This is a genomic window from Corynebacterium sp. Marseille-P3884, assembly GCF_017942225.1.
In the GTDB taxonomy this organism is placed as follows: Bacteria; Actinomycetota; Actinomycetes; order Mycobacteriales; family Mycobacteriaceae; genus Corynebacterium.
Window position 1 is genome coordinate 1 of the sequence record NZ_JAGKSD010000019.1, and the last position, 18,483, is coordinate 18,483.

Consider the following 18,483-nt stretch of genomic DNA (forward strand, 5'->3'; position numbering starts at 1 on the left):
AATTATAGATTTATTGCGTAGGGGAGTTGTGATCTGGGGGGGTGGGTTTGGGAAAGAAGAAGAAGGAAGAAGAGAGGAGAGGGGGAAGGGAGGGGAGACGGGTGCGAGGCCGATCTCGCTGAGGAGCCGTCGCCCGGGCCAGTGTCGGCATCCCACACCACACGCGGGACCACGGGGTTGCCGTCCAGCACGCCGATCTGGTGGACGCGCCGCACCCCGTCGGAGCCACGACGCATCACCACGACGACATCGACGGCGGCGGCTAGCTGCGAGTGCAGCGCCTCACGACCGAGGCCGCCGAGCACCGCGAGCGCTTCCAAGCGTGCGGGAACTTCCTCGATCGAATTCGCGTGGACGGTGCCCGCGCCGCCGTCGTGCCCGGTATTGAGCGCCGCGAGCAGGTCGACGACCTCGGCGCCACGGATCTCCCCCACCACAATCCTGTCGGGGCGCATGCGCAGCGACTGCCGCAGCAGGTCAGCGATGGTGATCTCGCCCGCACCCTCCGCATTCGCGCCGCGCGAGGTCAGATTCACCACGTGCGGGTGCGCGGGCGTGAGCTCGACGGTGTCCTCGATCGCCACGATGCGCTCGTGCGCCGCGACCTCCGCCAGCATCGCCGCGAGCAGCGTCGTCTTGCCCGTTCCGGTTCCGCCGACAACGAGAAAAGCTTTCCGCTTATCGACGATCCCCTTAAGCACCCCCGCCCTTTCCCCGTCCACTCCTCCCGAAGCCTGAATCTGGTCCAAAGTGGCTGTCTTATTCCGGAGCACGCGCAACGACATGCAGGTCCCGCAGTTCGCGGTGGGGGAAAGGACGGCGTGGAAACGTAGAACAGTGCCGTCGTCACGCGAAATGTGGCCGTCGGCGAAGGGACGCGCATCGTCGAGACGGCAGCCGCAACTGCTAGCGAGCCGTGTCGCCAAACGCCTGACCTCCGCTTCTCCACTGAGCGTGAGGCTGGCGCGTTCTAGTCCGCGGCCGCGGTCGAAGAAGATGTCGTCGGGGCCGTTGACGCAGATATCCGTGACCCCGTCTTGGGCCAGCACCTGCTCGAGCGGGCCGATCCCGACCGTCTCATCCCGCAGTGCCCTCATAATGTCCAAAACGTCGAGGTCGCTGATCACCACCGCTTCTTCGCGGATCAGTGCCGCGAGCTCCGCCGGGGAATTCTGCGCCGGGTCTTCTGCGAGGCGGCGCTGCACCTTCATCACGATCGATGCCTTATCCATTGGCGGCCTCCAGCACCTTTTCCGCCGCGGCGGCCAGCGGAGAAGGCAAACGCACTGGCAACCCGTCGACTTCGCACGTGCGCACCAGCCGTGGCAGGTGCTTGACTTCCGCGACCACGTCCGCGCCAGCCACCCGCTCGACTTCCTGCGCGCTCAACCCCGACCAGCCGCGGTGCCGCAGCACCAGCGACACCGGGGTATTCGCCGCACGGCACTCCGCGCTGATCAGCGCCGCTGCCGCAGCTGCCCGCACTTCCCCAGGCACAATGACGAAGGTGTGGTCGCACCGGTTCGGAAGCGCGTCCGGTGGCGCGTCCACCACTGTGAGTCCGCCGGCGCCTAGGACCGTGGTCACGCGGTCCACTTCCGCACGCAGACTCTTCGCGGCTGCGGCAGGCACCGTCGTCCGTGCGCAGGTGAGCACCGCGATCCCGTCCCTGGTTCGGGGTAGCGCCCGGCGGAGCTGCGCCCGGTCGACGGACCCCTCCCCGATCTCGATCTCACCCCACCGCGCACCGATCTCTTCCTCCACGCCCAGCAGCAGATCGAGCCCGCCGGAATAACGGTGGGCATCCACCACCACTGGGTCTGCGTCCTGCGATGCCGCCCGGGCTACCGCCGCCGCGAACGTGGACGTTCCAACACCGCCAGCGGCGCCCACGAACGACAAGACCGTGCCCGCGCTTGACCGCGACTGGGGTGCTGCTGCCCCGTGCTTTTCATCCTTCGTGGCCAGCGCGAGCCTCCCCAACGCCTTGAGCAGATCGGCCGCCTGCGCGGGAAGAATGAACGCATTCGAATCAGCGCCGGCATCGGGATCAGTGTCGCCGCGCAGGAGGAAAACACCAGAGCGCGGGGGAAGGGGGTCGAGGTCGGGGGCGCGGGCGACGTCGATAAGCACGGCGAATGCGCGCGAATAATGGCGCACGAGGTCGTCCGGGCCCCGCGAATCAATGATCGGGCGGCCTGTCGCTGCCGCGAGGTGCGTGGCTTCAGGGTGCAGCAAAGCGTCATCGACGGCAATGAGAATAGGTGCTGTTTCGCTGGTCATGGCTTCACCTTCGCCCAGCGCACACACCTGCTCAAGGGACAGGCGGCAACCCTGTGGATAACCCCGGTTTAGCGGGACACGTCACCAAAATACTGTGGAAATAGGGGCGGCCCGCGCTATCGGGGGGGGGTGCGCGCGGGCCGCCGTTACCCGGCCACAAGGGGGGGTAGGGCCGGGGCCGGCCGCACTGTATATCGGGGCCGTGCGCGGATAATTATGGCATACGGGCACAACCAAACACAATGACGACTCGGCGATGATCGAACTATTCTTCGACCGGGCACATGTGCTGGGGCGTAGACTATCCCCATGACAGATTCAGGTGCCAAACACCGCGTATCGCCCGGGGCAGATTCCGGGCGCGTCGCGGCGTTTTTCGACCTGGACAAAACGATCATCGCCACCTCGTCCGCATTCGCATTTGGCCGCGGGTTCTTCGACAACGGCATGATCACGCGCACCGACGCGCTCGAGCTCTTCCTCACAAAAACGTCGTACATGCTCAACGGGCAGTCGAGCTCCAAGATGGACGCCACGCGCGACCGCCTCGCCGACATGGTCGCCGGGTGGCCCGTCGCCGACGTGCGGCGCGTCGTCGCCGAGACCATGAACACAGTGGTCACCCCCGCCATCTACAGCGAGGCGCGCGAACTTATCGAATGGCACCGCGACCGTGGCCACGACATCGTCATCCTGTCGGCGTCAGCGTCGCTTCTGGTGGAGCCCATTGCGCAGGAGCTGGGCATCGACCGGGTTGTCGCCACCGAGATCGAAGTCGTCGACGGCAAACTCACCGGAGAAATCACGCGCTACCTCAAAGGGGAACAAAAAGCGGAGGCGATGCGGGAGCTCGTCGAAAAGCAAGGCTACGACCTTGCGGCGAGCTACGCGTACTCAGATTCGCTTACCGACGTCCCCATGCTCTCCCTCGTCGGCCACCCCGTCGCCGTCAACCCTGAACGCGGCTTGAAAAAGCACGCCGCCGAACATGGCTGGGACACACGTGTATTCAAAAACCCCGAGCCTCTCTTCGACCCGCCCGGCGCGAAGGAGATCGGCATCGGTGCTGGTGTCGTGGTCACGGTGACCGCCCTGACCGCCTTCGGCATTTGGTTGGCGCAGCGCGGCCGCGGGGACTCCTCCTCATAATGTGCTGTGCGTTACTATAAGATCCGGTACAACTGACGATTAAGCTGCGCACCCTGCGCACTGAGGAAGGTTTCAGAAATGAGCGACAAGGGTCTGTACACCAGCGGGTCGACGAGCTATAAAGCCAAGGTCGATTCCATCCCGCTCCGCGACACAGACGTGACCCAGCCGGGAAGCGACTCCCTGGGCACCTTGGTGTCCAATGCGACCGAGCAGGTTTCCAGCCTGGTCCGCAGCGAAATCGAACTGGCCAAGACCGAGATCGTCGGCGAAGCAAAGAAGGCCGCGATCGGCTCCGGCATGCTCGTTGCCGCAGGTGTCGTGGCGGCATTTTCGTCCTTCTTCTTTTTCTTCTTCCTGGCCAAGCTGATTGCCCTGTGGACGAATGACGCCTGGGGCTTCGGCATCGTCTTTTTGATCATGATCATCACCGCGGGCATCCTCGCCCTGATCGGTGTGAAGCGCTTCAAGGCCATGAGCAAGCCGGAAAAGACCATCAACTCCGTCAACGAGCTGAAGAACCTCGTCCCGGGCCAGGCACAGAAGAACCTGGAAAAGGACACCTCGGAGCTCTACACCTCCTACGGCACCGGCTCCACCGTCCCGCGCACCGCGGGCGGATCCACGAAGGTCAACTAAACGCCGCGCACGACCGCGTGCATGGCAAGCGCCCAGGACAACGCGTCCCGGGCGCTTTTTCATGAACCATGAATTCCCAGCCGGTTTCCCCGAAGACGATCGCCCTCGACGGACCGTACGAGCACGTCTGGCTACACACGCGCGGCATCCGCTTGCATGCGGCGGTAGCAGGTGATCCGCGCGACCCCCTTATCGTGCTCGTTCACGGGACGTTCGGCGCATGGGTGGATTTCCGCCGCGTCATCGCACCGCTCGCCGAGCGCGGTTTCCGCGTGGCGGCGATGGACATGCGCGGTTACGGCATGTCGGACAAACCTCCAGCTCGAGCGGGCGACCCGACGCGCATCGCGGCAGGCGATATCGCGGGGGCGATCACGGCGCTAGGCCACGACCGCGCACACATCGTCGGCCACGACACGGGCGGCGCGATCGCCTGGGTGTTCGCGGGCATGTACCCGGAACGCACGGCCAGCCTCGTATCCGTCTCCGCGGCGCACCCGGGCGACATGCGCGCGCATCTGCGTGCCCGGCCGTGGGAATTGATGTTCATGCTGGTCCGCGTGACTGTGGGGCGTCTGCCGATCGGGGTGCACCACGCCTGCGCCGGACTCCTCCCGCGGGTGTGGCGCCGCGAATTGACGCTCAACACAGCCCCAGGTTTCGCAGGCACATCCGAATTCGAAGACGCGCTACAGCTGCGTATCCGCGCCGCGCGCATCGACAACGCCCTGCGCGGCATCGTCCGCAACACGCGCATGCTCACCGCCTCACGCCAAACGCGCACGCTTATCGACGCCCCCACTCTCCTCCTCCACCCCCGCCAGTCCGTCTGGGCGCGCATCGACACCCGGGCTGCAAAACGCCTGGCAACCCCGCCTACCACCGACACTGTCGCGGGGACGAAAAACGTGCCGCACGTGGAGAACCCACAGGGTTTCGTGGCTGCACTCGCCACATTCTTGCCCTAAGACACACACGCCTGCGTATCGACGGGCTCCGTCAGCCCCTCATACTCCCCCACGACCAGCTCCATCTGGCGGACCGTGAGCGCATATCCCGTCTCATGGCCGTCGACGGCCGTGCCGAACACCACGCCGAGGACCTCCCCCGCCGGAGAAAGCAGCGGCCCGCCCGAATTACCTTGGCGGATGCTGCCGCGCAGCGTGAACGCCTCACGCTCGGTGCGGCCTGTCGCGTAGATATTCGGCCCCGAAATATTGAGCCGCTCGCGCACGCGCACCGGCGAAACCGTGAACGGGCCATTGCCGGGAAAGCCCATGACCATCGCGTCGTCGCCGCTTTTCGCTGTGCCCGGCGACGACCGCAGTGGCTCGAGCCCCAGGTCAGGAACGTGCAGCACCGCGATGTCCACCTCTGGGTCGTACAGGACCACTGTCGCGCGCTTGAGCCCCAGCACCGTGTCCAACTCCACGGTCTCGGTGCCGGCGACGACGTGCGCGTTCGTCACCACATAATCCGGCGCCGACACGAATCCCGACCCCGACAACCTGCGCCGGCAGCTCTCCGCATCCCCCACCACGTGCACGATGCTGGAGCGCACCTCCTCCACGACGCCCTCGTCGATGCTCGCAGGGTCCGGAGCCTCCACCTCCGCGCCGCCTCCGTGGAAGGGAGAAACCAAGGGGGGAAGGCCGGTGACGTCGATAAGCCGTGCAATGTGCTCCGGCGCCTTATTACCCCACTCGGGCACAACGCTGTCGATCGCGCCGAGGATGCGCGAACCTCGGACCGCGCTACCCAGCGGCCCGCCGACGTTCGCCGCGACAGGAACCGCCACGACCCACGCCACCACGACCGCCATGATGAGCTGCAACAGCGCCCCCAGAGCCGAATCCCACGCCTGCGTCGACTTCGAGCGCAACCTGTCGCGCAGCGCCGCGCCCACCGTCGCGCCGACAATATTGCCGACGCCAACGAACGTGACGACCGTGGCGAGAAGGAGCAGCACGCGCATGCTCGCCACATCAGACACGCGCACCAACAGGCCTGCCGCCCCCAGGCCCACCACGAGCCCCGCCACAACGCCGAGAACCGCGAACGCCGACGAAAACGCCCCCTGCCGCAGACCGCCCGCGAGCGCCGCGCCAAAGAGCACAACGAGCACGAGGTCGACGATGAGAGCGGTCATGGGGAGCCACCCTACGCGCCGGGCGCGCTAAAACCCATGTCCCTCGCCGTTGCGCGACGCACGCAGCGCCTTCCGCAGATCCACGGCGTCCTTGTGCTCCCAGGGCTCTTCCCAGCCCGCTTCGCGGATCATCACTGCGAGCAGCGACGCCGTGAACCCCCACACGACGTAGCCGCCCACGTCGAAAGCGGGCCCCGACCAGCCCAGTCGCGCGACGCGGAAGCGGTTGTCCGGGTCGATCAGCTGCTCTAGGTCCACGAAGAAGACGTCATCATTTTCCTCGGGGCTGGCGCACCACACGTCGCCTGGGTCCTCCGCATACGCGAGCACCGGATTCACCGGGTGGCCCGACGGGCCGACGGCGATGGATTCGAGCACGGCCAGCGTCTCCACGCGCGACGGTTCCAGGCCCGTTTCCTCGTGCGCTTCACGCAGCGCGGCATCGACGGGGCCTGCGTCGTCCGGTTCCAGGCGTCCGCCGGGAAAGGCCATTTGGCCCGAGTGATTTCGCAGCGTCGGGGTGCGGTGCGTCAGCAGAATCCGTGCGTCTTGCGGCAGCTCCCGCGCCTGCGCGTCGCCCGTGAAACACATCAGCACCGCCGACCGGCGCGGTTTCCGCGACGCCAGTCGCATGTGCCCCTGCATCTTGTTCACCAGCTTCGCGTTGCCCGGCGCCGACAGCACGCCAGCCAGCCCATCCAGCCACTGCGCCATCTACAGCACCTCCTCGACAGCTTCCGCAATTTCGCTTGACGACGACAAAGCCCTCCCCACGACCCCCACCTTCTCCTCTCCCCGGAAGACGACTGTCACCGGAACGACCCCCGGCAACCCCAACTGCCCCGCGAAAGCACTCTCACTGTCCTGGTAGCTCGGCAGGTCGATACCGAGATCGTTCAGCAGCGCTGCCCCGTTCGCCGCATTCGTGTCCGCATGCACCCCCACCACCGTGTATTCCGGGTGCTCCTTCGCGAATTCCTCGAGTGCCGGCAGCTCTTCCCTGCACGGCTCGCACCACCACGCCCACACATTCGCGACCGTGATCTCCTGTGCGGTGTCCCCGCTGTCCCCTCCCCCGAGACACGGCAGATCTACCGAGCCGACGCTCCCGCCTGGGCAGTCCGGGCGAGCCGGAATCTCTTGTTCTCCCACGGCCTCTTCCGCCGGCTCGTCCGCAGGTCGCAACAACGACACCACTGCCACCACCACGAGTGCCGTCACTGCCGCCAGCACCACAACGCTCAGCCAGACCTGCTTTTTCACTCGCGGCTCTCCCCCACCATCGAGAGGATGTGGTCGCGCTCTGTGCCCGTCTCCAGCTTCTCCGCCTCGGTCCACTCGATCGGTCCCGCCTGGCCGAACGACGGACAGTCATACGCCAACGGGCACGCCCCGCACGCAGCCTTCCGCGCATGGCACACCCGGCGACCGCAGAAAATGATCCGGTGCGAGAACATCGTCCACTCCCGCTTCTCAATCATCTCCCCGATCGCCTTCTCAATCGCCACCGGATCCTTCTCGTCCGTCAGCCCCAACCGGTGCACCAACCGCTGAAAGTGCGTGTCCACCGTCAAGCCCGGCAACCCGAACGCATTGCCCCGCACCACGTGTGCCGTCTTCCGGCCCACACCAGGCAATTTCACAAGGTCCTCGATCGCCACTGGCACCTCGCCGCCGAACTCGGCCACCAGCTTCTCCCCGATCCCCTTTAAATGCCCCGCCTTCGCACGGTAAAACCCGACCGGCTTAATGATGCTCTCCAGTTCGGCGGGGTCAGCCGCGGCGTAGGCCGCGGCCGTCGTAAAGCGTGCAAAAAGCTCGGGCGTGACACTGTTGACCCGCACATCCGTCGTCTGCGCACTCAACATCGTCGCCATAAGCAACTCGAGCGGCGTCGAAAAATCCAGCTCAGCATGCGCATCCGGGAACATGGCCGCTAACGTCCGATTGATCCTCCGCGCGCGACGCGTACGCCCCAAGTCCGTCTCCGCACCCTTTGCCGCCGGATGCGAACCCGGCCGACGAAACCGCTGCGGCGTCCTCGAAGCAGAAGCAGACATGGCGTTCACTATACTGGGCACATATGTTGAGCACTCTCCTCGCGCTACTCGCACCCGCATTCCTCGCCGTCTTCCTCGTCGGCATGGAACGCCTCGAAATCGCCGTCGTCCACACCGACGCCTAACAACGCCGAACAGCGCACAGCAAGATGCTAGGGTGGACCATTGTGACATGGACCGCGAGCTGAGATTCCGGTGACCAACTCCACACGGACCAAAAATTACAAGGAGCTTCGATGCAAAGCGTGCAGGAAACACTGTCCCGCGCCGGGATCTTCCAGGGAGTAGACCCCGATGCAGTGGTCAACCTGATCTCACAGATGCAGACGGAGTCGTTCCCCCGCGGCACCACCATCTTCGACGAAGGTGAGCCCGGCGACACCCTCTACATCATCATCGAAGGCAAAGTGAAGCTCGCCCGCCACGCCCCCGACGGCCGCGAGAATCTCCTGTCCGTCATGGGCCCCTCCGATATGTTCGGCGAACTGTCCATCTTCGACCCGGGCCCCCGCACCTCGTCCGCCGTGTGCGTCACCGAGATCAAAGCCGCCACCATGGACTCCGAGATGCTCCGCACGTGGATCAACGATCACCCGGAGATCTCCCAGCAGCTCCTCCGCGTCCTCGCGCGACGCCTGCGTCGCACCAACGCGTCGCTCGCCGACCTCATCTTCACCGACGTCCCCGGCCGCGTCGCCAAGACCCTCCTGCAGCTCGCGAACCGCTTCGGCATCCAGGAAGGCAGCGGCCTCCGCGTCAACCACGACCTCACCCAGGAAGAGATCGCCCAGCTCGTCGGCGCTTCCCGCGAGACCGTGAACAAGGCCCTCGCCACCTTCGCCCAGCGCGGCTGGATTCGCCTTGAGGGCAAGTCCGTCGTCATCGTCGACACCGAGCACCTCGCGCGCCGCGCACGCTAATCGACGCCGCCTGCTCGCGTTTTCGCCCCTTTTTCACGCCCTGTGACCTGCCCGTTTGGGCGATGTCTACTGAAGTAGACATCGTTTCGTAGACGATAGGTTGCGGGGCGTTTAACGTTTGTGCCATGAACCAATTCGCGGCGCATGTGGGCGCGGGCAATGCCATCGACCTGCTGGGGAGCTTCGACGCCCAGCAGCTTGTCGACGCCGGCGCCAACCCCACCCGCGTTGCCGATTGGAAAGGCGTCTACGAGGTCTATTACGGAAAGACTCGGTTTTCCCGCCAGCAGGCTAATGCTGTTCGTGTCGCCCGCCAGACTGCGAAGTCACTGGATCAATTGGTGCTCATCGAACAACGAGTCCGCCCCTTGGACACCGAAAAAGAAAAGTGGACAATCCGCCTGGCGTTGCTGTCGGTGCGCGGGAATTACGAGACGTTGAAACGCCGCGCCAAAGACATCGTCCCTGAGCCAGATACTCCTGCTCCTGAGTCGGCGGTCCGGTTCGGTAAGCCCCGGAAAGGCAAGCGCACCTTCAGTGCTACCGGTGATGCGCGGGATATCGCCGCTCTTGAGTACGCCCTGCGCCAAAAACTCGACGCCACCCGTCCTGAGGGCCCGCAGATGTACGAGGCATTCCACGACCTACTCCACAACGACGGTGCTGTCGCTGATGCTGTCCCACGCCCACTGGTCCAGATCCCGCTGCCGGATTACATCTCGATCCTCGGCGGCCAGGGCAATGACACCATCCTGGGCCTGTCTGACGGCACCACGATGACGGGTGCGGAGTATCTGATGCACCATCACTCCAAGGACCTCGAGGTAGCACTGTTCCACCCACAGGCAGGCCCGGTGAACCTGTACAACACGAAACGGTTCGCCAATAAGAAACAACGCGACCTCGCCCGAGCAACACTAACGACGTGTCCAGTACCAGATTGCCGGCATGCTGCCGATAACTGCGAGGTCCACCACATCGAACCCTGGGCCCGCGGTGGACAGACGAACATGAACAACCTGTCGGTGTTGTGCAGGTACCACAACCGCACCAACGACGATGACCCCGACAGGCACAACAGGGGCCGAATACAGATGCGCGATGGGACACCAACATGGGTTTCACCGCGCGGAACACCAGTACCAAACCGGACACACCAATACGGTGCCATGCACCTACTGTTCGGGAAATAGCGAAAAGGCCGCAGACAAGATCTGACCACGCTCATCGCGTGAATCAGGCATGTCCACGGCCACTTCCGCACGCCCAAAAAACGATTCCTAGTCGAAGGTCTCCCCTTTCTTCCACTTTCTGAACGCGATGAACCTGCGCACCATCACGGCCACAACGACAAGCAGCGCGCATGGCGTGACAATAAGCCAATAACTCTCTACGAGAATGCACACGAGGGCCACGTCAAAGATGAGGACTGCGAGGAAGATGTCCCACCTGAAATTGTTGACCTTGACGTTCAAGAGGGGCAGGAAGACAAGCCACCAGATCGTGATTAACACGATCGCCGGAATGTACATGAAAACTGCGGCGAAACCAGCATCAGTACCGGTCTCCGACATATCGACAGCAGAGGCGACAGCGAGGAAGAAGACAACTGCGAACTCGATCGTCGGCCACTTGAGTATCCCGTAGTCGCGCAAGCGCGGCGGAACGGATACCTCCGAAAAGCTCAGTTCCGGATCGTCATAGTGTTCCATGCAGGAAGTATATACAAAAGCGAAAACGGGCCCCTTGGGAAAAGGGGCCCGTCGTGGGGTATGCGGCTTAGTTCTTGCCGTCGAGGTAACGCAGTGCGACGCGGGTGGACTGCTCAGCGGCGCCGCGGAGGACGGGGTCGACGTCGTCATACATTGCGTCGACAAGCTCGTTGATGCTTAGATCCGTTCCGCGCTCTTCGCGCACCTTGCGGATCTGATCGAGGCGGTAGTTACGGCGGTCGATGTACTTGCGCGCGAACTCGGAGAGATCTGCGCCCTCCGGACCGTGGCCCGGCAGCAACGTGATGCCCGTACCCTCTTCTTCGAGCTTGGCCAGCGACTCCAGGTATGCGCCGAGGTCACCATCGGTCTCGGAAATCATCGTGGTGTGTCGGCCGGCGATCGTGTCACCAGTGACGATGCCTTCAAGCTCCGACGACTCCGGGTCGCCCGAGTAGATGTAGAACGACACCGAATCGCGCGTGTGGCCTGGAGTGTGCACGACCTTGATGCGGGGAGTGACACCATCGACAGAGATGATCTCGCCGTCTTCGAGCGGCTCGCCGCCGATGCAATAGCGCTCGTCGAACGCGCGAACCTCAACGCCGGTGAGCTGGCGGAAGCGCTGGGCACCGTCCGCGTGGTCGTGGTGGCGGTGCGTCAACAGCACCAGCGCCACCTTGTCTGCGGCGGACTGCAGAACATTGAGGTGGCCTTCATCCTCCGGGCCCGGATCGATGACGATGCTGAATTCGTCTTCCGGGTCGCGGATGACCCAGGAGTTCGTGCCTTCCAGTGCGGCGTAGCTGGGATTGGGAGCCAGCACGACAGCGGCGGAGGGAGTGACAGGACGCAGTTGGCTGTAGGCAGGATGCTGCATGCCTTCAACCCTACCGTCAATAGGCAGGATGTGTAATTCGGCGGCGAGGGCGTTTAGGCGCCCGCGACCTCGACGATGAGCTCGACTTCAACTGGGGCGTCGAGCGGGAGGACGGCGACGCCGACTGCGCTACGCACGTGGACGCCCGCGTCGCCGAAGATCTCGCCGACAAGGTCGGAAGCGCCATTGACGACGCCCGGTTGTCCCGCGAACCCGACCTCCGACGCCACGTACCCCACAACTTTGACTACCCGTTCAATCTTGTCGATGCCGACAAGATCATCCACAGCAGCCAACGCGTTCAGCAGCGCGGTGCGTGCGAGACCGTACGCGTCATCGGGATCGACGTCCGCGCCGACCTTGCCGGTGGCGGGCAGTTCGCCGTCGACGAACGGAAGCTGGCCGGAGGTCCACACCTGGTTGCCCACTCGAGTCGCGGGGACGTACGCGGCGACGGGCGCCGCGACCGCTGGGAGCTCGATGCCCAGTTCAGCGAGGCGCTCGCTCGGCGACGTCGACGCCGCAGCCATTAGAGCTCCCGCTTCATGTAGGCGACGACATTCTCCGGGTTCGGGCCGGGAGTGACAGCGACGAGCTCCCAGCCGTCTTCACCCCAGGTATCCAGGATCTGCTTTGTTGCGTGCGTGAGCAACGGAACTGTTGCGTATTCCCATTTCTTCATGGGCACCACCCTACAGGCCGATAATCTCGCGCCCCTCCGCCAAGTGCTCTGCCCAATCAGTGACGTGGGGGTTCTTGCGCAGGACGGCGCGGCGCTGACGTTCAGTCAAGCCTCCCCACACGCCGAATTCGACCTTGTTGTCGAGGGCGTCAGCACGACATTCCATCTGGACGGGGCAGCTGCGGCAGATCGCTGCGGCTTTGCGCTGCTCGGCACCGCGGACGAAGAGTGCGTCGGGGTCGCCGGAGCGGCAGACCGCCATGGTGACCCACTCGCCACGTTCGAAGGACCTCTCGGAGTCTACGGAGGAGCGCTGTCGTACTTGCTGCCCAAGTCGTAGGGCAGAGCTTGCATTTTCCAGTGCGCGGTTTCTGATCGTAGTGGTCACCACAGTCTCCTTCCGGCCGTTATACCTATGCGTTATCAGCAGGGCTGCTATCACCATGCTGTCCCTATGTAAGTGTATTCACGCGCGCAGTTTTTTGTCGAATAGATCACACACGTGGGGGTAGGTGGTGATTCCGCTGACGGACTAAAGGCCGTAGTGTAAGTGAGGTGTCTGCGCTAAGTTCCCTGGGAAAACTGCTCGTCGGCCTGTTAGCGGCGGGCCTCGGCATCGCGCTCTGCCTTGCCCCCGCGGCGGGAATCGGCGGGGCTGCAGTAACGCGTGTCGACGACACGATGCAGTCCAATCTCGCCGACCTCACCGACGGCACCGCACCCGGTGTCACGACGATCACCGACACCAACGGCGACGCGATAGCGTGGATGTACGCGCAACGGCGCTACGAGGTGGAGCCCGACGAGATCTCCCAGTCCGCGAAAGATGCCTTGGTCGCTATTGAGGACCGTCGGTTCTACGAGCACGACGGCGTCGATATGCAAGGCTTCGCCCGCGCAATGGTGAAAAATGTTCTCGCTGGCGGCGTGGAGGAAGGCGCGTCCACGATCGACCAGCAGTACGTGAAGAACTACCTGTTGCTCGTCAACGCCGACACGACGGAAGAGCAGTCGGCGGCCGTGGAGCAGTCAATTCCACGCAAGCTGCGCGAAATGCGCATGGCCTCGGACCTAGACAAGCAGCTGTCCAAAGAGGAGATTCTGGCGCGGTATTTGAATCTGGTGTCTTTCGGCAACCACTCGTACGGCATTGAGGCGGCGGCGCGCACGTACTTCGACACGTCGGCCGCAAAGCTGACGGTGCCGCAGTCGGCGCTGCTGGTCGGCATGCTGCAGTCGTCGGAAATGCTGAATCCGTACACGAATCCGGACGGCGCGAAAGAACGCCGCAACACAGTGCTCCAGGCGATGGTGGGGTCGGGCTACCTCAGCCAGGCCGACGCGGATAAATACGCGAGCGAGCCACTCGGCGTGCTCGACGAGCCGGCGCTCCTACCCCACGGCTGCATCACCGCAGGTGGCGCGGGCTTCCTCTGCGACTACGCGCTGCGCTACCTCACGGACAAAGGTCTGAGCATGGAGGAAATCGAGCGCGGCGGCTACACCATCACGACGACGCTCGACCCCGAGGTCCAGGAGATCGCCCACGAAGCCGCGACGAGCGCCGTGAACAAGGGACAGCCGGGCGTGGCGGAGGTCATCAACGTGGTACAGCCGGGCAAGGAAAGCCACGATATCTTGGCGATGACATCGTCACGCGATTACGGCCTCGACCAGGACGAAAGCCAAACGGTCCTGCCTCAGACGTCGACGTTGGTGGGCAACGGCGCCGGCTCAGTGTTCAAGATTTTCGCGGCCGCGGCAGCGCTGGAGAACGGCTACAACTTGGAGTCCAAGCTCGAGGTGCCGGACCGCGCGGTGGTCTACGGCATGGGCGAAGGCGGCGCGCGCAATTGCCCGGCGGGGGCGTACTGCGTGGAAAACGCCGGCAAGTACCCGGACGAGATGACACTGCGGGACGCGTTGGCGAAGTCGCCGAACACCCCGTTCGTGAAGCTGATCGAGAGCGTAGGTGTGGAGCCGACCGTCGATATGGCTGTGCGCCTCGGCCTGCGTTCGTACGAGGACCAGGGCACATTCGACGGAGAGAATTCGATCGCGGACTACTTCCGCCAGAACAACCTCGGTTCGTTCACGCTGGGCCCGACGGCGGTGAATCCGCTGGAGCTCTCCAACGTGGCGGCCACGCTTGCCTCCGAAGGCATGTGGTGCGAGCCGAATCCGATCAAGAGCGTCGTGGACCGTTACGGCGACGAGGTCGCTATCGACCGCCCGGATTGCGAGCAGGCGGTGGAGCCGGAGCTCGCGGCCGGACTCGCGGGAGGCATGGCAGAAGACGCTGTATCGGGCACCGCGAAGAAGGCCGCGGCTGCAACAGGCTGGCGCGGCGCAGTCGCAGCGAAGACGGGCACGACGGAGTCGCACCAGTCGTCAGCGTTCCTCGGGTTCAACAAGAAGGTCGCGGCCGCGACGTATATCTATAACGATGGCACGCAGACCACCCCGCTGTGCACGGGCCCTGTGCGCCAATGCTCGAGCGGGTCGCTGTTCGGTGGCCAGGAGGCGGCGCATTCGTGGTTCCGGATGGCGAACCAGATTCCGGGTGCGCAGGATGCGGGGCTTCCGGATCCGAGCCCGCTGTTCGACCCGAAGGCGCGCGACGAGTTGCTCAAGCGCGCAGTGGGAATGAATAAGGACGATGCGCGGAAGATGCTCGAGGACGCCGGGTTCCGGGTCCGCGAGACGACGAAGTCGGACACGGATGCGCCTCGCGACCAGGTCGTGGACACCCGCTCGGCCGAGGACGCAGGGCCAGGTTCGACCATCACGCTCGTCGTTTCCGACGGTTCCAAAAAACGCGTATCGACGACCCCCAGCACCCCTTCTGCCTCCCCCACTTCCCCAGCAGCCGAGGCGGAAAAAGAGCCCGCCCCCGAAGAAGTCGATCTGGGACAGCTCGCCGACGAGTTGGCGAACCTCTTCCGCTAGGAGAGGCGCTCTTTCACCGCGGCAGAAAGACGCTTGCCGTCGGCACGGCCGGCGGCCTTCTCCGTGGCGAGCTTCATGACCTGACCCATTTCCTTCATAGAGGTGGCGCCGGTCTGGGAAATGGCGTCGTCGATAAGCTCGGCAAGTTCAGCGTCGTCAAGCTGCTTTGGCTGGTACCCCTCGAGGACCGCAACCTCTGCAAGCTCCGCGTCCGCGAGCTCCTGGCGACCGTTTTCCGCGTACACCTCAGCAGACTCGCGACGCTTCTTGATCTCGCGCGCCACGACCTTCAGCACCTCCTCATCCGTCAGCTCGTGCTTCGTGCCCTCCGTCTCCTCCGTCTGGATCGCAGCGAGCAGCATACGGATCGTGCCCGTACGCTCCTTCTCCTTCGACTTCATTGCTTCTTTCAAGTCAGCACGAATCTGATTCTTCAAATCACTCATGTCCACGAGCGTAGCGCGACAGGGGCGGTACCCTCGGAGCAATGACCACAAAGCACTCAACCCGCACCGTGCTGCGGCGCGTCGGACTCGCCGCCGCAACTGGCCTCGCCCTCGGCGCCGCGACCTTCGCATACGGCGTCAGCGAGCTCACCAAATTCCGGCTCAAGCAGTACGAACTGCCGATCCTCCCCGCAGGTACTGACCCCTTCACCATCCTCCACGTCGCCGACCTGCACATGATCCCCGGCCAAAAGACCAAGATCGCGTGGGTGTCCGCCCTCGACGCACTCAACCCCGACCTCGTGGTCAACACCGGCGACAACCTGTCCGACGCCCGCGCCGTCCCCGACGTGCTTGCCGCATTGGGCCCGCTGCTTTCGCGCCCCGGTGTCTTCGTATTCGGCACCAACGACTACTGGGCACCGCGCCTGGTCAACCCGCTGAAATACCTGCTCGACCAGAAACGCGAACCCAGCTACGTCGACCTGCCATGGAAAGGCATGCGCGCCGCCTTCATCGAGCACGGCTGGCGTGACGCCACCCACCAGCGCCTCGAATTCAAAGCCGGCGGGCTGCGCCTCGCTGTCACCGGCACCGATGACGCCCACCACGACCTCGACGACTACGACTCCGTCGCCGGTGCACCCAACCCGGACGCCGACCTCGCTTTGGGCGTCACCCACGCGCCCTACCGCCGCGTCCTCGACCGATTCGCCACCGACGGCTACAGCCTGGTCTTGGCCGGCCACACCCACGGCGGACAGATCTGCCTGCCCGGCGAACGAGCCCTCGTGACCAACGCCGATATCGACCGCGAACGCGCCTCCGGCCTCCACCGCTACGGCGACATGTGGCTCGAGGTTTCCAACGGTCTCGGCACCTCTAAATTCGCGCCCGTGCGTATTTTCTGCCGGCCGTCCGCCGCGCTGCTGACGCTCACTCCCCGCGAGGACTAGCCGGCCGGTTAAGCGCGCCATAGCCCTGCCCAACAGGCGTTTTGGAGCTTGCGGGGGCGTGGACTAAAGTAGCCCGGGTACTCAATAAGTGCACCGGGATATGGCGCAGCTTGGTAGCGCGCTTCGTTCGGGACGAAGAGGTCGCAGGTTCAAATCCTGTTATCCCGACCAACACCAAGAAAGAAGTCGTTGATTTTCAGCGGCTTCTTTTTCTTTTTGCCGAGGCACGGCTCAAGGTAGCTCCGGAGTCGCGCCCAAAGGGTTAAACGACAAAATGTGTGTCTGGCTCGGCGTGTCGCATGGGGGTTAGATTTGGCCTTTCTGGATGCAGATTGAGTGGGTGTAGTCGGTGTCGATAGCGTTGTCGTAGAGGGCTGGTCGTCCTGTTTCGTGGTCGGCTTGGTTCTCGTTGTGGGTCAGGGTTTGTACTTTGGCGAGTTGGTCCTGGCCTCAGTTGTACTGTCTGGCGATTTCTACGGGATCGTCGGGCAGTTCTGTTTTTAGATACAGCCATCACGCTTGCCGATGTTTTCTCGGCTCCGCTCACTACCATTGAGAACGGTGGGCACTTCCTGGGGAGTGACGGCTACCTCGACTTTCCGCAGTTGTGGCAGCACATTACGCAGTAGCTGCGCAATCTATGAGCCCTCTGTCATGGCTTTAAGCGCCGCAACGTGCTGTGCATAGGCTTCTGTTCCAGTCTGGGTCAACGCGACCCAGACGGCGTCTTTCGCGCGCGTGGAGCCATATTCGCGGGTGCGGCTGATATAGCCGCTGTCCTCAAGATGTTTCAACTGCTTGGAAAGCGTATCGGCAGGAAGCTCGGTGAGCTCTGCAAGCACGGCGTATTTCATCTGCCTGCCGCCGGTTGCGCCTGAATGGAACAGCGTGGCACAAATTTTAAGCCGGTTGATGGGGTGGATGACCGGATCCAGCTTTGCTGGGCGTAGTGAAGGATCCTTAGACATTGACGCCCTTTACGGCGGCGTTGCGGTTCTCATACAACATCCATCCCGTCGCCGTAGAGACAACGACGCCGCAGACAATCATCCACGGCCACGAATCCGGTGTCGGTGCTGTAGACATGATCATTGCACCGGGTAGCAATACTCGTGACCAGGTTGCGCGATCGTTGCTCGGACCCATATTTGGATCGAGGCGCACGAATGGGTTTGCAATCTTATCCTTGAGGAGATAGCCCAGAACGAACGTCGGTACAAGAACCGCGAGGCCGTACCACCATGACAGCTTGGTTAGCGCGAGACCGCCGCCGACGCCAAGCGCCACTATCGCCACCGCCCACCAGCTCTGCGTCCACGTGGTGCGTTCTTGAACGTCGTGAATGATCTTAAGGTCGTCGCTCATTATTCTTCCCCTAACGTCAACTTCACTGGCTTGCAACTAAGGCAAGTGTAACACTTGCTGTACATGCAAGTATAATGCTTGCAAAGTATGCAAGTGAAGGACTGTGCATAGTGGGGATATAGCTACGCATGGGGTCTAACGGGGCTGGTGGTCCGCTACTGTGACATCTGGCCGACTTTTATTGACTGAGGCTCCACAGGCCTTCCATCGCCATCGGGTAGTGCGTTTGCTGGTTGTTCCATTGCGTTTGGTATCACCGCCGCAGTAGCAGTGTGGTCGGTTCTTTGGCATTG

21 protein-coding genes, 1 tRNA gene and 2 pseudogenes are annotated in these 18,483 nt (G+C 63.6%); 8 read left to right on the forward strand and 16 right to left on the reverse strand.

Translation table 11 applies throughout. From position 1 onward, the window contains the following. Positions 1-2: 2 nt before the first annotated feature. Both J5Y21_RS10270 and ssd read right to left on the reverse strand, forming a co-directional pair. Positions 3-1,232, reverse strand: coding sequence for a TadA family conjugal transfer-associated ATPase (locus J5Y21_RS10270; protein WP_210575336.1), 1,230 nt, complete (start codon positions 1,230-1,232; stop codon positions 3-5). Beyond that, on the reverse strand, positions 1,225-2,283 hold the full coding sequence (gene ssd, locus J5Y21_RS10275) for a septum site-determining protein Ssd (RefSeq protein ID WP_210575342.1): 1,059 nt from the start codon (positions 2,281-2,283) through the stop codon (positions 1,225-1,227). Before ssd ends, J5Y21_RS10270 begins: the two co-directional genes overlap by 8 nt. A gap of 309 nt (positions 2,284-2,592) precedes the next feature. Here ssd and J5Y21_RS10280 point away from each other — a divergent pair, with 309 nt between their 5' ends. The 3 genes from J5Y21_RS10280 (at position 2,593) to J5Y21_RS10290 (ending at position 5,039) form a co-directional block, all read left to right on the forward strand. After that, positions 2,593-3,432: an HAD family hydrolase gene (locus tag J5Y21_RS10280; protein ID WP_210575344.1), complete on the forward strand. Its 840-nt coding sequence runs from the start codon at positions 2,593-2,595 to the stop codon at positions 3,430-3,432. 78 nt (positions 3,433-3,510) lie between these two features. Beyond that, positions 3,511-4,071 (forward strand): phage holin family protein, encoded by a 561-nt coding sequence (locus J5Y21_RS10285; RefSeq protein ID WP_210575346.1) that lies wholly within the window; start codon positions 3,511-3,513, stop codon positions 4,069-4,071. Positions 4,072-4,139: 68 nt separating this feature from the next. Beyond that, on the forward strand, positions 4,140-5,039 hold the full coding sequence (locus J5Y21_RS10290; protein ID WP_210575348.1) for an alpha/beta hydrolase: 900 nt from the start codon (positions 4,140-4,142) through the stop codon (positions 5,037-5,039). Here J5Y21_RS10290 and J5Y21_RS10295 read toward each other — a convergent pair. The 4 genes from J5Y21_RS10295 to nth are packed head-to-tail and all read right to left on the reverse strand — an operon-like array spanning position 5,036 to position 8,280. Continuing rightward, positions 5,036-6,220: a MarP family serine protease gene (locus J5Y21_RS10295; protein ID WP_210575355.1), complete on the reverse strand. Its 1,185-nt coding sequence runs from the start codon at positions 6,218-6,220 to the stop codon at positions 5,036-5,038. The genes J5Y21_RS10290 and J5Y21_RS10295 overlap by 4 nt on opposite strands. Before the next feature lie 27 nt (positions 6,221-6,247). After that, positions 6,248-6,934 (reverse strand): CoA pyrophosphatase, encoded by a 687-nt coding sequence (locus tag J5Y21_RS10300; RefSeq protein WP_210575357.1) that lies wholly within the window; start codon positions 6,932-6,934, stop codon positions 6,248-6,250. Further along, positions 6,935-7,483: a TlpA disulfide reductase family protein gene (locus J5Y21_RS10305; protein WP_210575359.1), complete on the reverse strand. Its 549-nt coding sequence runs from the start codon at positions 7,481-7,483 to the stop codon at positions 6,935-6,937. After that, on the reverse strand, positions 7,480-8,280 hold the full coding sequence (gene nth / locus J5Y21_RS10310) for an endonuclease III (protein WP_210575361.1): 801 nt from the start codon (positions 8,278-8,280) through the stop codon (positions 7,480-7,482). The genes J5Y21_RS10305 and nth overlap by 4 nt, the downstream gene beginning before the upstream one ends. 236 nt (positions 8,281-8,516) lie before the next feature. Here nth and glxR point away from each other — a divergent pair, with 236 nt between their 5' ends. Both glxR and J5Y21_RS10320 read left to right on the forward strand, forming a co-directional pair. Continuing rightward, on the forward strand, positions 8,517-9,200 hold the full coding sequence (gene glxR, locus J5Y21_RS10315) for a CRP-like cAMP-activated global transcriptional regulator GlxR (RefSeq protein ID WP_210575364.1): 684 nt from the start codon (positions 8,517-8,519) through the stop codon (positions 9,198-9,200). 125 nt (positions 9,201-9,325) lie between these two features. Then, entirely contained in the window at positions 9,326-10,393 is a 1,068-nt protein-coding gene (locus J5Y21_RS10320) for an HNH endonuclease signature motif containing protein (protein ID WP_210575370.1), read from the forward strand. Positions 10,394-10,480: 87 nt separating this feature from the next. Here the strand turns inward: J5Y21_RS10320 and J5Y21_RS10325 are convergent, their stop codons facing one another. The 5 genes from J5Y21_RS10325 to J5Y21_RS10345 form a co-directional block, all read right to left on the reverse strand. Beyond that, a complete protein-coding gene (locus tag J5Y21_RS10325; RefSeq protein WP_210575372.1) occupies positions 10,481-10,912 on the reverse strand; it encodes a hypothetical protein in 432 nt (143 codons plus the stop codon). A gap of 67 nt (positions 10,913-10,979) precedes the next feature. Next, positions 10,980-11,792, reverse strand: a complete 813-nt coding sequence (locus J5Y21_RS10330) for an MBL fold metallo-hydrolase (RefSeq protein WP_210575381.1) — start codon at positions 11,790-11,792, stop codon at positions 10,980-10,982. A 53-nt stretch (positions 11,793-11,845) separates the two neighbouring features. Continuing rightward, positions 11,846-12,322 (reverse strand): RidA family protein, encoded by a 477-nt coding sequence (locus tag J5Y21_RS10335; protein WP_210575383.1) that lies wholly within the window; start codon positions 12,320-12,322, stop codon positions 11,846-11,848. Beyond that, the gene (locus tag J5Y21_RS10340; protein ID WP_087117007.1) at positions 12,322-12,474 is read right to left on the reverse strand and encodes a DUF4177 domain-containing protein; all 153 of its coding nucleotides are present in this window, start codon (positions 12,472-12,474) and stop codon (positions 12,322-12,324) included. The genes J5Y21_RS10335 and J5Y21_RS10340 overlap by 1 nt, the downstream gene beginning before the upstream one ends. A gap of 10 nt (positions 12,475-12,484) precedes the next feature. After that, positions 12,485-12,736 (reverse strand): WhiB family transcriptional regulator, encoded by a 252-nt coding sequence (locus J5Y21_RS10345; protein ID WP_246875165.1) that lies wholly within the window; start codon positions 12,734-12,736, stop codon positions 12,485-12,487. 293 nt (positions 12,737-13,029) lie between these two features. Between J5Y21_RS10345 and J5Y21_RS10350 the strand changes: the two genes are divergently transcribed. Then, positions 13,030-15,423 (forward strand): penicillin-binding protein, encoded by a 2,394-nt coding sequence (locus J5Y21_RS10350; RefSeq protein ID WP_210575388.1) that lies wholly within the window; start codon positions 13,030-13,032, stop codon positions 15,421-15,423. On the opposite strand, the gene J5Y21_RS10355 is transcribed toward J5Y21_RS10350, so the two are convergent. Further along, positions 15,420-15,869, reverse strand: coding sequence for a GatB/YqeY domain-containing protein (locus J5Y21_RS10355; RefSeq protein ID WP_210575390.1), 450 nt, complete (start codon positions 15,867-15,869; stop codon positions 15,420-15,422). The two genes, J5Y21_RS10350 and J5Y21_RS10355, sit on opposite strands and share 4 nt — an antisense overlap. A gap of 41 nt (positions 15,870-15,910) precedes the next feature. Here J5Y21_RS10355 and J5Y21_RS10360 point away from each other — a divergent pair, with 41 nt between their 5' ends. Further along, the gene (locus tag J5Y21_RS10360; protein ID WP_210575392.1) at positions 15,911-16,825 is read left to right on the forward strand and encodes a metallophosphoesterase; all 915 of its coding nucleotides are present in this window, start codon (positions 15,911-15,913) and stop codon (positions 16,823-16,825) included. A 94-nt stretch (positions 16,826-16,919) separates the two neighbouring features. Beyond that, positions 16,920-16,996: transfer RNA gene (locus tag J5Y21_RS10365), tRNA-Pro, on the forward strand. Positions 16,997-17,131: 135 nt separating this feature from the next. Here the strand turns inward: J5Y21_RS10365 and J5Y21_RS10370 are convergent. From J5Y21_RS10370 to J5Y21_RS11735, 4 genes and pseudogenes are all read right to left on the reverse strand, one after another. Then, positions 17,132-17,338: pseudogene (locus J5Y21_RS10370) on the reverse strand (IS256 family transposase); the annotation flags it as partial. Between the two features lie 125 nt (positions 17,339-17,463). Next, complete coding sequence (locus tag J5Y21_RS10375) at positions 17,464-17,793, reverse strand: transcriptional regulator (protein WP_210575394.1); 330 nt, start codon at positions 17,791-17,793, stop codon at positions 17,464-17,466. After that, positions 17,786-18,190: a hypothetical protein gene (locus tag J5Y21_RS10380; protein ID WP_210575395.1), complete on the reverse strand. Its 405-nt coding sequence runs from the start codon at positions 18,188-18,190 to the stop codon at positions 17,786-17,788. Before J5Y21_RS10380 ends, J5Y21_RS10375 begins: the two co-directional genes overlap by 8 nt. A gap of 159 nt (positions 18,191-18,349) precedes the next feature. Next, positions 18,350-18,481: pseudogene (locus J5Y21_RS11735) on the reverse strand (IS256 family transposase); the annotation flags it as partial. Positions 18,482-18,483: the final 2 nt, after the last annotated feature.

Bases quoted from the DNA above. Each gene is read 5' to 3' on its own strand.
- J5Y21_RS10270 (WP_210575336.1), bottom strand. From the start codon at position 1,232: ATGGATAAGGCATCGATCGTGATGAAGGTGCAGCGCCGCCTCGCAGAA.
- ssd (WP_210575342.1), bottom strand. From the start codon at position 2,283: ATGACCAGCGAAACAGCACCTATTCTCATTGCCGTCGATGACGCTTTG.
- J5Y21_RS10280 (WP_210575344.1), top strand. From the start codon at position 2,593: ATGACAGATTCAGGTGCCAAACACCGCGTATCGCCCGGGGCAGATTCC.
- J5Y21_RS10285 (WP_210575346.1), top strand. From the start codon at position 3,511: ATGAGCGACAAGGGTCTGTACACCAGCGGGTCGACGAGCTATAAAGCC.
- J5Y21_RS10290 (WP_210575348.1), top strand. From the start codon at position 4,140: ATGAATTCCCAGCCGGTTTCCCCGAAGACGATCGCCCTCGACGGACCG.
- J5Y21_RS10295 (WP_210575355.1), bottom strand. From the start codon at position 6,220: ATGACCGCTCTCATCGTCGACCTCGTGCTCGTTGTGCTCTTTGGCGCG.
- J5Y21_RS10300 (WP_210575357.1), bottom strand. From the start codon at position 6,934: ATGGCGCAGTGGCTGGATGGGCTGGCTGGCGTGCTGTCGGCGCCGGGC.
- nth (WP_210575361.1), bottom strand. From the start codon at position 8,280: ATGTCTGCTTCTGCTTCGAGGACGCCGCAGCGGTTTCGTCGGCCGGGT.
- glxR (WP_210575364.1), top strand. From the start codon at position 8,517: ATGCAAAGCGTGCAGGAAACACTGTCCCGCGCCGGGATCTTCCAGGGA.
- J5Y21_RS10320 (WP_210575370.1), top strand. From the start codon at position 9,326: ATGAACCAATTCGCGGCGCATGTGGGCGCGGGCAATGCCATCGACCTG.
- J5Y21_RS10325 (WP_210575372.1), bottom strand. From the start codon at position 10,912: ATGGAACACTATGACGATCCGGAACTGAGCTTTTCGGAGGTATCCGTT.
- J5Y21_RS10330 (WP_210575381.1), bottom strand. From the start codon at position 11,792: ATGCAGCATCCTGCCTACAGCCAACTGCGTCCTGTCACTCCCTCCGCC.
- J5Y21_RS10335 (WP_210575383.1), bottom strand. From the start codon at position 12,322: ATGGCTGCGGCGTCGACGTCGCCGAGCGAGCGCCTCGCTGAACTGGGC.
- J5Y21_RS10340 (WP_087117007.1), bottom strand. From the start codon at position 12,474: ATGAAGAAATGGGAATACGCAACAGTTCCGTTGCTCACGCACGCAACA.
- J5Y21_RS10345 (WP_246875165.1), bottom strand. From the start codon at position 12,736: ATGGCGGTCTGCCGCTCCGGCGACCCCGACGCACTCTTCGTCCGCGGT.
- J5Y21_RS10355 (WP_210575390.1), bottom strand. From the start codon at position 15,869: ATGAGTGATTTGAAGAATCAGATTCGTGCTGACTTGAAAGAAGCAATG.
- J5Y21_RS10360 (WP_210575392.1), top strand. From the start codon at position 15,911: ATGACCACAAAGCACTCAACCCGCACCGTGCTGCGGCGCGTCGGACTC.
- J5Y21_RS10375 (WP_210575394.1), bottom strand. From the start codon at position 17,793: ATGTCTAAGGATCCTTCACTACGCCCAGCAAAGCTGGATCCGGTCATC.
- J5Y21_RS10380 (WP_210575395.1), bottom strand. From the start codon at position 18,190: ATGAGCGACGACCTTAAGATCATTCACGACGTTCAAGAACGCACCACG.